12 protein-coding genes and 1 pseudogene are annotated in these 13,395 nt (G+C 42.5%); 5 read left to right on the forward strand and 8 right to left on the reverse strand.

Features of this window, described 5'->3' with window-relative positions:
• On the forward strand, positions 1-1,718 hold a 1,718-nt coding region (locus tag HMPREF3091_RS22960), incomplete at its 5' end, for an Ig-like domain-containing protein (RefSeq protein WP_246840013.1).
• A gap of 221 nt (positions 1,719-1,939) precedes the next feature.
• Here HMPREF3091_RS22960 and HMPREF3091_RS17605 read toward each other — a convergent pair.
• Entirely contained in the window at positions 1,940-3,361 is a 1,422-nt protein-coding gene (locus tag HMPREF3091_RS17605; RefSeq protein ID WP_070717538.1) for a DUF4431 domain-containing protein, read from the reverse strand.
• 428 nt (positions 3,362-3,789) lie between these two features.
• On the opposite strand from HMPREF3091_RS17605, the gene HMPREF3091_RS17615 reads away from it, so the two are divergent.
• Positions 3,790-4,236, forward strand: coding sequence for a VOC family protein (locus HMPREF3091_RS17615; RefSeq protein WP_070717541.1), 447 nt, complete (start codon positions 3,790-3,792; stop codon positions 4,234-4,236).
• Positions 4,237-4,399: 163 nt separating this feature from the next.
• Here the strand turns inward: HMPREF3091_RS17615 and HMPREF3091_RS17620 are convergent.
• Positions 4,400-5,331, reverse strand: a pseudogene (locus HMPREF3091_RS17620) (Dyp-type peroxidase).
• A gap of 814 nt (positions 5,332-6,145) precedes the next feature.
• Between HMPREF3091_RS17620 and HMPREF3091_RS17625 the strand changes: the two are divergent.
• Positions 6,146-6,730: a hypothetical protein gene (locus HMPREF3091_RS17625; protein WP_139146228.1), complete on the forward strand. Its 585-nt coding sequence runs from the start codon at positions 6,146-6,148 to the stop codon at positions 6,728-6,730.
• Positions 6,731-6,881: 151 nt separating this feature from the next.
• Here HMPREF3091_RS17625 and HMPREF3091_RS17630 read toward each other — a convergent pair whose 3' ends face one another.
• On the reverse strand, positions 6,882-7,103 hold the full coding sequence (locus tag HMPREF3091_RS17630; protein ID WP_070717545.1) for a hypothetical protein: 222 nt from the start codon (positions 7,101-7,103) through the stop codon (positions 6,882-6,884).
• A 546-nt stretch (positions 7,104-7,649) separates the two neighbouring features.
• Between HMPREF3091_RS17630 and HMPREF3091_RS17635 the strand changes: the two genes are divergently transcribed.
• Positions 7,650-8,798: a porin gene (locus tag HMPREF3091_RS17635; protein WP_172635547.1), complete on the forward strand. Its 1,149-nt coding sequence runs from the start codon at positions 7,650-7,652 to the stop codon at positions 8,796-8,798.
• Between the two features lie 61 nt (positions 8,799-8,859).
• Here HMPREF3091_RS17635 and HMPREF3091_RS17640 read toward each other — a convergent pair whose 3' ends face one another.
• The 4 genes from HMPREF3091_RS17640 to osmE form a co-directional block, all read right to left on the reverse strand.
• Positions 8,860-9,327, reverse strand: a complete 468-nt coding sequence (locus HMPREF3091_RS17640; RefSeq protein WP_070717549.1) for a hypothetical protein — start codon at positions 9,325-9,327, stop codon at positions 8,860-8,862.
• Positions 9,328-9,478: 151 nt separating this feature from the next.
• Positions 9,479-9,916 (reverse strand): peptidoglycan-binding protein LysM, encoded by a 438-nt coding sequence (lysM, locus tag HMPREF3091_RS17645; RefSeq protein ID WP_004095013.1) that lies wholly within the window; start codon positions 9,914-9,916, stop codon positions 9,479-9,481.
• 455 nt (positions 9,917-10,371) lie between these two features.
• Positions 10,372-11,568 carry an MFS transporter gene (locus HMPREF3091_RS17650; protein WP_004095011.1) on the reverse strand — a complete coding sequence of 399 codons (1,197 nt, stop codon included), beginning with the start codon at positions 11,566-11,568 and terminating at the stop codon, positions 10,372-10,374.
• A 269-nt stretch (positions 11,569-11,837) separates the two neighbouring features.
• Positions 11,838-12,176, reverse strand: a complete 339-nt coding sequence (gene osmE, locus HMPREF3091_RS17655) for an osmotically-inducible lipoprotein OsmE (RefSeq protein WP_004095010.1) — start codon at positions 12,174-12,176, stop codon at positions 11,838-11,840.
• A 249-nt stretch (positions 12,177-12,425) separates the two neighbouring features.
• Here osmE and HMPREF3091_RS17660 point away from each other — a divergent pair, with 249 nt between their 5' ends.
• Positions 12,426-12,821 carry a YidB family protein gene (locus tag HMPREF3091_RS17660; protein WP_004095008.1) on the forward strand — a complete coding sequence of 132 codons (396 nt, stop codon included), beginning with the start codon at positions 12,426-12,428 and terminating at the stop codon, positions 12,819-12,821.
• A gap of 48 nt (positions 12,822-12,869) precedes the next feature.
• On the opposite strand, the gene HMPREF3091_RS17665 is transcribed toward HMPREF3091_RS17660, so the two are convergent.
• On the reverse strand, positions 12,870-13,214 hold the full coding sequence (locus HMPREF3091_RS17665) for an RNA helicase (RefSeq protein ID WP_070717553.1): 345 nt from the start codon (positions 13,212-13,214) through the stop codon (positions 12,870-12,872).
• Positions 13,215-13,395: the final 181 nt, after the last annotated feature.

The raw sequence follows: 13,395 nt of genomic DNA on the forward strand, positions 1-13,395 counted from the left end.
CAAACGGCAATCCACTCTCCGGCGTGGAGGTAACTTGGTCTCAAGATGGCTCCGCCCAGCTAGGCACCTCGCCGAAGACGGACGCCAACGGTCAAACAACGGTCACCTTTACCGATACTAAAGCACAAACCGTTAATATCACCGCCACGGTCAATAACAGCAGCCTATCAAAACCGAGTACGTTTATTGGGGACAGCGGCTCTGTGAAAGTCAGTGCTTTGACCGTCACCTCTGGAGCAGTGGCTAACGGCACGGCAACTAACCAAGCCACGGCTACCGTCGTCGATGCAAACGGCAATCCACTCTCCGGCGTGGAGGTAACCTGGTCTCAAGATGGTTCCGCCCTGCTAGGTGCCTCGCCAAAGACGGACACCGACGGTCAAACAACGGTCACCTTTACCGATACCAAAGCACAAACCGTTAATATCACCGCCACGGTCAATAACAGCAGCCTATCAAAACCGAGTACGTTCATAGTCGATATTACAGCGGCAGTAGTGGTATTGAACGTTCGCTCTTCCGCTGTATCTGATGGAAACGCGAGTGTTCAAGTCACGGCAACGGTCAAAGACAAGGATGGAAATGCATTACCCAACTTTACGCTAAACTGGTCTGTCACTGATCCTTATTCAAATATTTCATCGACTCAAAGCGTGACAGATGCAAATGGGAACGCCGTCGTGACGGTGACTAATTCCAGCTATATCGATAAGGATGTCATTGTCACAGCGACTTCAGCGGCTGCAGATGCAACAAATACGGCTCATTTTGGCAGCCCATTACAAGGCGGAAGAATAGTGTTTGTCCCATTTAGTAACGGAAGCCCTATGACCACAACCAGTGCAGGCGGGCAGATTTTTGCTCACGTTATTTTTTCAAGTATATCTAGCCCATTGCCTGAAGATAAAACTCACGGTAGTTTGCAGGGAACCTCCTCATCTGGAGCGACAATAGCAAATTATGCTCAGACCAGTAATGAGAAAGAATATGAAGCCCTTATATCAAACGTAACAAAATCGGGAGCGTTACAAGCTACTTTCCAAATAGGCGAATATTCATTGATAAGCCCACAATTGAATATTATACCGTCTAGTATCTCAGAAAGTGCTTCACATTTAGAGTTGAGCCAATCATCAATTCCTCAGGGAAGTTCTGTCGTTGCTACACTTATCGCTTTTGACCAATATGGAAATCCAGGTGCAATTAGCGGTAATGGTTTCGGTGTTTTATTAAAACTAAGCAAAACGATAGGTATCAACGCGCCTCAGGAGTTTACACGAATGCCTGATGGCTCGTATCAAGCAACGATTCAGACAACCCTTGATGCCCAAGTCGGTGCCCTTACAATTTCAGCAGATCCAAATGGACAAGGAGGTAGTCTAATCTCTACATCTGCGACTATCACTTCAAATCCGCACAATGCAATAGCAACTATTTCACCTTGGTCTGGGCAATGTACTGTCGGGACACCTTGTAGAATGGCTGTTCTTGTGAAAAATAGCATTACGGGAGAAACGATGCCTTCCGTTACCTTGACAGTAAAAGAGGCCACTACGACGGGTGCTGTAATTTCACCCGATACGGTGACTTCAGATGGAAATGGTTCAGACTCTCACATCTATATCACAAGTAATACTTCAGGTCCCATTAGGGTCATCGCTGAAATCAATGGTTCCGTTGAGTCACAGCCGGAAAATGAAATCATATTTTCACAATAAAAGAAGTTGATGGGGACGTCTACTGGCCTACATTTATAGTTTTCTACAGATCTATAACACTAACCGGCGTTCGTTCTTCTCTCAGCGAACACACTCATTTTAAATAATACTTAACTTGGCGTTTCCAAATATACGGAGACGCCAGGAATAGTAAATACACACCATAAACGGGCTAATATAGATAACAAGGTAATACCCCATATCTCCACCAATCTATCCAGTTAGCCTGCAAAAGAAGAGCTTATCAAGCGAAGTTTATTGTTAATAATAGCGAAATCAAAAACCTCAGCATGGTCGCATAATTCTGACATACCAGGGAGTTGCTTATTCGGTTCCGAACCAATAGAAGCGATTATTTTGTTGTCAAAGAATTCAGCACGCGTCACGTCATCACATGTTCCATTAACAAAGTGCTTGATATTGCTCTCATTATAGTAATACCGATTCTCATCCTCTCCCTCAGCAGGGTAATACGTCCTGCGTTGCTCCTCCTTGGACAATCCACTCTTTCGATGCTCCATAATAGCCATCGTGTGTAAATCAAGCTGGATCAGGCTTAATGGCCTCAGCTCATCTAAAATTTGGGTCGCGTACTTATCAAATACTTCTTCTGTTATTTTTTCTGGTGGGTTTCCTTCATTTTCTGACCAAAAACTGATGTTCCATGCCTGAGGAAATATAAAAAAAGACTTCACTGCAGAGACGTTATCGCTCTTCAACGCCTGCTGGAATTGCTGAAACTGCGTGAGCATGTCGAGTTTCTGGTTATTATCCAGCGTGAGCGAAACGTCTGAATTTTTTGTGGATTCGGTTTTCTTGTTAGGTTTTTCTTTTAACGCCTCGCAGCGTTGCCCTAAATCGACGAGTTGGCTGCCCTCTTTCATCGAATCCATCCCCTTATAAACCTCACACGGCATTGTCAATTGCGCGTCTTCCAAATACCAATAAGGCGGTTCGGATGCGCATATATCAATGTCCTTCACATTCCATTTTTCACCAGTTTTGCTCAGCACAACCCAAAGCATCTTATCAAGATCCGCATCGCAGTTTTTAGCAAGTGACCAATCCAGCTTTTTACCTTCTTCTGCGGCTATTTCCCCGATAAGAATTGCCGATCCGTGACTGACGTTTAGCCGATCGATTTTGATGCGAACAGGCTGGCCTGCTTGTTTAGAGGCCTCAGGGCGGATAGCGTCAAGTATAGGTTTTCTTTCTATTCTTGTTTGGTACTCAGCATCGCTCTCCGACATTTTTACCGAGGATAAAATAAGATTGGTATTGTCATTTCCAACTTCAGAGTGTTCAAGCTTGCCGATTACGGTAGCATGTTTACCCGCAAGCGCATCTAAAAAGTCAGATGACCCATCCGTGCGAAGCGTCACTTCAATTTCATTCTTTTCATCTTGATGATCTTTATCATCTTTTGAGCAAATGGGTTCATCGAGAAACAGGATATTTTGCACTAAACGACTATCTGTTTTTGGATTCTCACCAAAATTAGGAGGACCATAAAAGGTTCTAATTTCAACATACCCACTGAGTTTTACCTTTTCTCCATACTTCACGCAGGCACCAGATGCAAAAGCAGTATTGATGCCGAGCCATGCTAAAAGGGAAACTCCAATAATATATTTATAGTTCACTCAACGTTCCTATACAATTAAACTACTACGGCAGATACGGCAGATACGGCAGATACGGCAGATTACCGCATAAGAAGAAAAAGATACCACATTATATTATGCTATACACCCTGTAGACTTCGTCTAAAAAACACACCCTGGGGTTATCTTTAACATTATTAAATAAACCTAATGAGTTGATAAACAGAATAATGATTGATATAGAAAAGAACCTGATCAAACATATTTATCAGCGTGATAAATATAATCAAACAATCACATTAAAAATTTTTATTCATTTGGGTCATACGTATGTTCGTGTATTAAAACGCTGTATTTTGTTACAAAACAAAGCTATTTCTTCTGCGAGCCATCTATTTTTAAATAGTATTATCTGTCATTCATTTTTTATATTGATATTAACTGCGCAATTCTAGAAGAAAACTGTGATGAAAAAACTAGACTGGTTCAACAATGTTGAAAATCGTACTCATCCGTGGGAAGGCATGGGGCTCACTTGGCTGACAACCGCGCTTGTGGTGCCCGATGTCAGAGCAGCGACGGCCTTCTATACTAACGCCATGGGTATGGTTGCGATTGCGGAATTGGAAGGAGATGATGGTGAGATGCTTTTTGCACGCATTCGCTACCGCGGCACGAACTTTACTATCAATAAGGAAGGCTGGGACTCTGATCTGCATAGCCCACAAACGTCAGGTGCCCTAACCCTATTCATTTTCTATATATACGTTGACGACACCGTTGCGATGGTTGATGAAATGGTAAAAGCCGGAGCGACAGTGCTCAGTGAACCTTGCGAGATGTTCTGGGGGGATTTAAAAGCGCGGGTGAAAGATCCTTTTGGATTCATCTGGGATATTGCGCAAAAACTATAAAAGAGGCATCTGCAGAAACAAAATGTGGGTCCAGAATAGTGAACCATTTACTTTGCGATTTAATGAAGTAACCCCCTTCTCCGCAGGCTGCAATAGTGGGTTTATAAACCCACTATTTAATAATCAACCTATCGATAATAGCTTTCGAGCACACAAAAATCTATCAATCACCCAATCGTTCTAACAAATCAGGAGAAGGAATAAAAAATAGAGTGCCTGTCACTGCGACACTAAAATCCAACAATTTATCTGAGTTACCGATAGGGTCACCGATAAACATATTCTCCAACATACGTTTAGTCGTTGAAAAATAACGAGAGTAACCAATAAAGTATGTGCCATATTCCCCTTTAGCTGGATTTGAAAATGGCATATTTGCACGTACAATTTTCAGGTCGTTCCCTTGGTCATCCTGAATATTAGTGACAACGTTATGAGTGTTCTCGTTTTTCTCTTCGTCAGACAACTCCACATCATTGAATTTATGGCGTCCAATCACCTTCTCTTGCATTTCAGTAGGTAAATTTTCCCATGCTTTCATATCATGAATATATTTTTGAACGAAAGCATAGCTACCACCACGAAAATTAAGATCTTCATCGCCGATCACTGCACATTCAATACGCTCATCGGGATATTCTGGATTCTCTGTACCATCTACAAATCCAATAATTGAGCGTCCATCGAAATAACGAAAACCATGGACTTCATCGACAACAGTCGTTATCTCCGACAATTTCTTGCAGATAATGGATGCCATTTCATAGCAAGCATCAACACGTAGTGCCCTGATATGAAAAAAGATGTCACCGGGGGTAGATACTGCGGTATGTTTTTGCCCTTTGATTTCCTCAAATGGAAATAGCTCTTTAGGAACTGGTTGCTCAGGGAAATATTTTCTCCATGCCTGAGCGCCGAAACCCATAACGCAGCTGATCTGTAGTTCTGGAAAACGATTTCTCATACTCCTAGAAATGGCTGAAAACTCTGAACAAAAATCAATTAACGTGTTTTGGGTTTCTAAGGTATCCATCAGATTGAATACTAAAAAAAAGCGTTTTCACCAGGTCCATTCGTTACATCAAAATGACTCATAGCAACTCCTATTTTTATCTTTTAGTCAAAAGCTCTATTGATCATAACAGGGGGAACCTCACCTTTGAATGAAATTCTTATCATTAGGATTAACTTCAAAACGCCATGGTAAAACGCTTTAACCAAAGATGAAGCCTAGTCGCTCACCTCACTTGAGTCATTCCCATGCAGATATGATGACTCACAGCCAAGGATGCCCATTTTTACTGACTAACCCACGCTACGTCCCAACACGATGACAGATTATTGAGTAAAACATTCATAAAACCGAATACATAATTTATAAATCGCACCCCCTGCATTGATGCTATTACCATTGCGACTGATTGAGAGTCGCCACGCGATAGAACGGTTCCATAACTGCCTAAGTTTAATGAATATTAATAACCTAGTGGACGTTACATTTAAAAACCATCCAGATAATATAGAGAAATAATATTGAAAACTAATAAATATTAATAATGAAAAAACAAAAATACATCAACTCAATAAATATATTTGTACGCAAAAGGCACTGTGCATTCAAAATAAAATAAATATGGTATTCAATAAATTACATAAACAATCCATTTTTGGACTCAGAAAAGGTATCGTTCCCAATTAACATGGGTGTATTCTTCCGTGAGTTAAATTAATTTAAGTTATCAGAGGAACATCATTCCGAAAAATATTCTCATTAAGTTAACACCGTCTAAAAGATAAACAAAGGCATCTGGAATGACGCCTTAAAAAGATCGATTAAATTCAATGCATTAGCGGAATTTCATGCAATTAAATGCATTATTATACTATTCATCTGACACCGATACTTAATATGAATCTCATTTCTTACACTGAAGATTATTATCTTGAAAGCGCGATCAGTCATATGATTTTCGCATCTGAAATTGAAAATATAACTGATACTATGGACAAAAAGTCTGTGGATTCACTATTCGATCACATTATTCTATTTAACGATAAAAAACCTTCAGACAATTTGCTTTTGCTATCTAACTGCCATGACTTTAAGCCTGGCGATAAAATTCTCGTTATCTCTGACATTGTCACGGTGGAAATCATTGGTCGCTTTATTAGAGAGCAATGCGAGTTAATGGTTAAAAGTATCAAAAGCATTGTTCCTGATGGGTTGGGCGCATTTATGTTTCGTCCGTATGAAAAAGAAAACGTATTCCTATGTGGCACACACTACAAACCATTATTGACCCGTACGGAAAAGACATTTTTACAGTCTTTGAGAACCGCCCAAGCCAACCGAGAGCTAATAGAAAAACTAAAAACAAAAACAGCAAGTTCTCATAAGAGAAATATCATGCGAAAAATGGGGATGCTTCACACTCAGGCGCTTCTTAGCTATATCAATACGACGTCCTTCCCTCATGTATTAGCTCATTTATGAAAAATGTATTTCTGCTGCCCTACTTTTCCACATGAAGACGCTACCTTTAATAAGCCAATAATTTATCAACATCGAGGGTAATGATGACATCGCCAACCAGAAACAAGTTTTCTGATATTTTTCAGTTTGTTATATGGAAACAGATCCTATTTCAGGTTTTATTTCCGCTCATTTCAATGTTGCCGTACGCAGCATCTGCGCAGACTACATCTGAAGCAAATACTAGCCGGTCACCCTTTTCAACCGTTCGAAACGACTCAAAGGTGAGACGATAAGACTTACAGCCAGTGCTGGTGGGAAAATAGGCCAAGCCCAAGCCGATGCCATTTTCACCACAGTATCCGTCGATACGATTACAGTGACAATGAGTCATAGTCACTCGCTAGCAGACGGCAGCACTGCAAACATCGCCAGAGTGTTAGTCATACAAGGAAACATCCCCGTTAGCTGCGCCATCGTGCAAGGAGCTAAAACATCAACCAATACTCAATAACGCAAACAACCTTTGTTTCGACGAACTTTGAACCAATTCAACATCCCCATATTCGTATTTATCCTTCCACCTAAAGCGCTCAACAAAAATCCCACTGAGTTATTATTTACTCCCTAAAGTATCATTTTTATTTTATCCAATATATTGCGTTCATATAGCAGACGTTTTGACTTAAAAATAACCATGCTAATAAAAAAGAAAGCTATCTCTTGTACAAAACTCAAAACCAGAATTTCAATTTTTTAGTTTAATTATGCGGCTATTGTTGCTTTTTTTGTCGCTATATAGTTGAATGCACACCGCATTCAGCTGTTGAATATAATCAAAGATAGCTTTATGTATTTCTATTATTTTACCTATAAAACAATTACGAATGTAAATTACATATTCATGAATATGCAGGGATAAATAATGTTTAAACATCATGTGGCTAAAAAAGTAGCATTGGCAGTGGCATTGGGCTGTGCGTCATTCTCCTCTCTCGCAGAAATTACATTACTGGAACAAAATCCTCAGGCCGGCGATCCACTGAGCCGCCTGAAGTTTCAGGTCGGTGGCAGTATTCGTCCTCAGTTTATTGATGAGATGGGTAATAGCGATAAAGGATCTTACAAACGTAACGGCTATGATGGTGGTACTCGTGTCCGCTTCTCGGCTGATTACTATCTGTTTGATGATGTTAGCCTCATTGGCTATTACGAACTGGGTCTGAATGTTCCAGCAATATTCAACTGGGATAATCACTATGCGGAAGGCGCCGCAAATACCGACCGTCGTATGTTGTTTGGCGGCCTGAAAAGCGCAACGTGGGGGACTCTGACCTACGGTAAACAAAATAGCATTTACTATACCGTTGTCGGTGCAAAAACCGATATCTGGGACTTCGACATGCAGGCGCAGGCTCCGGGTAATGGCTATAACGGTAACTATGATGGCTCTTACCGCAGCTATAATCTGGTTCAGTATAAAAACACCTTCGGCCCCGTCGATTTATATGTAGGCGGTGTTCTACATGACGATTCCCACCCTGCTGGTTTAAACAACGGTAATCCATTGCGTTATCAGCGCAAAGGCGGCGGTGCACTGGGTGTGGATTATCACATTACTGATGAATTAACCTGGGGTACGGCATACAGCTATATCCAGCAAAGTATTAAACAAACCAACGGTGTAGACCGCGGTAATAAAGATAATGGCCAGCAGTTGCTAGGCACGGGCTTAAGCTGGAAACCAGATAACTGGACTCTGGCGGCATCGGCGGGTTGGTATCGCAACTTCCTGATGACCGGGGTGAAAAACCGTCATGATTACTTTGCCGGAAACGCCTACGGCGTTGAATATTATGCGGGTTATACCTTCCCTGTCAGTCAATATTTAGTGAAAAATATCACGCCTTACTACGCTGGCGACCGCTTGAAATTCAACACCGGACGTGATTATCAAAGTAACCACCAAACGCTAGGTATTTCTACCAAGTTTGACTATGGTTTCCAAATTGACGTAGAGCACGTATTTACCAATACCACAGATAACAAAAGCGACCTGAATTTAGTTCGCCTGCGTTACGACTTCTAAGTTAATTCAAGCGATAAAAAAGCACCTAGATATATACCTAGGTGCTTTTCATTCGCTCTGATTACATTTTATCGTAATTATCTGCGGCACTATTGAAAGCTTGCGCTAAAGAAGCGTTCACGCCTTTTTGTGTTATCGAATTCATATAGGCTTGCCATTTACTATCCACGTCATTCAGCGCGTTTATCTGTGCAGGCTCCGTGGTCACACTCTTAACTCGTTCAACCTGGGGTTGAATGATCGCCATAGACGCTTGCAGGATTTCGCCTGTGCAAGCTTGGATTTTTGCTTTCTCTTCAGAGGTCGTCGCCTGTTGGGCCCATTGCGCGGCGACAACATTCTTACGCTCAGCCTCAACGCCTAGCTTGCGCATATTCACCAACAAATCTGATTTGGATGCAATCCGAGGATAATGATTGGCCGCAGGCACATCGCAGGAAAAATAGCTTTTAAAAGGGGATTGCCCTTCAGTGCTCGCACAGCCTGCCAAAACAAACGCACTCAAACATAGGGTAAGAATCTTTTTCATCCAGCCAGCCTCATTATTTTAAGTGGAGTGATAATAGCAAGACAGCGTCACAAGGCAATCAGCGGATAAAATGATAGTAAATGAAATATTATTGATTGATCTGAAAAAAGCCGCATAGGCGGCTTTTTTCAGTTTGGATTGCTTAAGTCATTCACTTCTGAGGAATGATTAGCATCTGTCCCGGATAAATTTTATCAGGATGCGACAGCATTGGTTTGTTGGCTTCAAAAATACGCATGTAATCATTGGCATTACCGTATTGCGCCTTGGCAATAGCGCTTAACGTATCGCCCGATTTTACGGTATAGAAATGGCTTTCAATCCCTGACTGTGCGGCAGCAAGTTGATCGTCCACCTTACTAATGCCTGCAACGTTACCTACCGCAACCAGAATTTTCTCCTTCAACTCTTGGCTGATGCCCTCGCCCGTTACCGTCGCCGTTCCATCATCTGCCACTTTGACGTCAACTTTATCCGTATCGGGTAAACCCAGCTTATTGATATGCTCTTTCAGCTTATCATCGCGGTTTCCACTCACTGCATCCCAGATTTTTTCACCAGCATCTTTTACAAAGCTAAGCAGTCCCATTTTGACCTCCAATAAAAAGTGTCACTACATTATTGAGAGACACGAAAAAATACCTTATTAGAGTCTAGCAGACTATGCATAGGCTGAAGCACTGAGACAACTCCGAGTTTGTCACCTCAGCTTGCCAGGCATGTAAACGCACCTATTTATTTAAATAACAATGGATTAGTTTTCAGTCGAAAATCATTTTCTCATAGGGTGAAGCAGATCACGCTTCAGGTACTCGCATCGCGATATGGTGTTGAAACCGCAGGTCATGAAGGAGTCAAATGAAGAAGTTGATTTCATTAGTGTTAGGTGTTTTTTCAACCACAATACCGGCCATCTCAATGGCTTACCCGGCGGAAACCCACCCATATGGCGGGACGGGATAACATCCATTAGTGGCTTTATTCCAAACTAAACGTTATCTCTACGACTAAGGCCTCATTCGAGGCCTTAGTTTTGTGTTTAATTTATGATTCTACTGCTTGTGGTGAAACCGGACGCATAAATAATAGGATCATCACGATCCCTAACGCAGAGCAGACAGCCCCCACGGCAAATACCGACGAATAGCCTAAGCTAGTGGCCAGAATGCCGGTTAGTGGACCAGCAATCGCATACGAGACATCCTGAAATGCAGCGTATCCTCCCATCGCCGTGCCACGCATATGTACTGGGACACGCTTCACGACTTCAACACCTAAAGCGGGGAACATCAGCGAACACCCCGCTCCCGTCAATGCAGCACCGACTAAAGCCACAAGCGATGTACTCGCGAAATAAATAAGAACTAATCCCACGGTTTCCACTAGTAAAGAGGCGATAGCCACTTTGATGCCACCAGCGCGATCAGGTAATTGGCCAAACAACACCCGCATTAAGACAAAAGAAAGTCCAAAACAGGTCAGCGCTAAGCCGGCATGCGCCCAGCCATGAGCACCAAAAAAGAGTGAAATAAAGGTTCCAATAACGGCAAAACCTACACCTTGCAACGCCAGAGCGACACCGGGCTGCCAAATTTTCCCCAGCATTCTCCACATAGGTATACGCTGCCCAGCGTGAGGTTCCACCGCCTTGACTTTAAAATTAATGAGAATGGCCACCAGCGGTAAAATCAAAGTGGAAATCCCCAGCGCTGCAAACCCCCAATGCTGGTTCAACAGCAGCCCGAGCGGTGCACCAGCGGCCAGTGCGCCATAAATCGCCATACCGGTCCAAGACATTACCTTGCCTGAACGTGAAGGCCCCAAAAGACCAAGTCCCCAGGTGAGGTTTCCCGTCAAAAGCTGGCTTTCACCAAACCCCAGCACTAATCGGCCAACGAGCAGAATAACAAACTTGGTCATGGCTTCAGCAGGTAGCAACGCAGCCAAGAGATAGGCCACTCCAGCCAAAGAGCACGCCAGCATTCCTTGTAAGGTTGAGCGTTTGGCACCTTGTTGATCCGCAAGGCGTCCGGCATAGCCACGCGTCAGCACGGTTGCCAGAAACTGCGTACCGACGGCGATCCCAACCATGGTATTACTCATACCAAGCTGGTTATGCACGTACAGAGGAATAACTGGTAAAGGTAATCCTACGGTGAGATAAGTAAGAAAAACAGCCGACGTCAAAGGAAACAGCGCATGATTTGCTTTAGGTGTACTAACAAAAACGGGATGTGACATACAGTGCTAACTCCAAAACAGCTGAGAGAAAGCCCAATAGAAACGCCTTCTCTCCTGCTTAAATAGCAAACAGAATTAAACGCGTTGGATGACGTGAACGCTTACGCACAGATATTAATCGGTGTTGAATTGGAGCTTAGTGAGATTTTATATTTATGTCAATTTATTGTCTAAATAGAGCACAATAAATAACCATGGGTTAGATGAGGAAATAAAAGCGGCTCCAAAGAGCCGCCCAGTCAACGCGAATTTATTACCATCACCTGATTTTATTTTTGCGGGTTAGTATCGTATTCAGCACAAGACTGATAACCCTTATTCAATACTTTGCCGGTATCATCGAAGCTTACAAAGTAGTTTTGTGGTTTTTTATCTGTACCTGTAATTAGGTAGGTGCTACACGTCCCGCGAGCATTTACCATCGTGATGCTGGTTGCTGGCTGGCCTGCAATATCCACCACTTGTTGTTTAGTCATACCTACTTTTACATCTTTGACTACAGGCTCAGTAACATAACTTGCTGCACGATCGTAAGTACTACAAGCCGAAATAGCAAATGCCGCTGCTACTGCAGCGATTCCCATAACAGCTGATTTGGTATATTTCATTTTCTCATTCCTTGTAGCTATTGTGTCCTATAAGCCTAGGAGAAGAATCAAGATTATTCAAATGCCCAGTCCTTTTTTCCTTAACCATCTTGCTTTTCGGATTGATCCTAAAGTCGAAATAGTGATGAAATTTCGCCCTAATAAACGATTATTAACCATACTTTACTAATTGGCTTCAATGCCATGCGCGGTATACTGTCATCACGAAGTATAAGGTTTTCTTTATTTACCGAGTTTTGGAGTCATATCATGGGATTATTGGATAGTTTAGGCGGAATGTTAGGTGGCCAAGGCCAGAATGCAGATCAAATCAAAGCCATTATGGCTTGGGTAGAACAACAAGGTGGTATAACCGCGTTGATCGAGAAATTTAAAAGCCAAGGCCTAGGAAGCATTATTGAATCTTGGATCGGTACAGGTAATAACCAACCGATTTCCGGCGAACAGGTTCAGAATGTATTTAGCATTGAATCTATTACAGCCCTTGCCAGCTCACTCGGCATTAATACTGAGAATGCATCGCAACTGCTTGCAACATATTTGCCTAAGCTGATCGATGGTTTATCACCTAATGGTGAAATTCCACAGGGAAACGCGCTGGTCAACGCAGGCTTAGATATACTTAAGGGTAAATTCTTTAGCTAATTCGATAAGCCTTGTCGCTTAGGTGGCAAGGCACACGAATCACGCTCATTACACGCAGGCTTTCGCTGCTTCCAGCAAGGCTTGTTGGCTGTTGCCACGCGACGTCAAGAAAATCTCCACGTCAGACTGGTTATCGCTGATAGTCTGAATTTTAGCCGATGCCATCTCCCCCTGCCCGTCTAAGTAACTGGCAATGGTGTGAGTGTTATTATTGTTATAATAACGGGTCGCCGGATTAATATGAGACCACTTTTTATTTAGGCACTGAGAATAAACACCGGCTGCTCGGCTTATTTTTAAATCCATGACTTGGTGTTTATTCGCAGTTATTGATTCGGGACTACTACACCCGGCCAGCGCTAATAGTAACGCAGCAGTTAATATTTTTTTCATTGAATGATTCCCCTTTCTTGGCAGCGATCATACACGGTGTGAATAATCTGAGTTTTGCCATTAGTGTGATCGCATTCACGCACTATCCGGACTTTGCGTTAGTGGCTCAAGGAGAAAAATCTTAAAGCAATTGAGGTGAGTACTACCAAAACAGAGATGTTATGGCAGCACTCAACAGGCA

This window comes from Hafnia sp. HMSC23F03, from assembly GCF_001816025.1.
Lineage (GTDB): Bacteria > Pseudomonadota > Gammaproteobacteria > Enterobacterales > Enterobacteriaceae > Hafnia > Hafnia paralvei.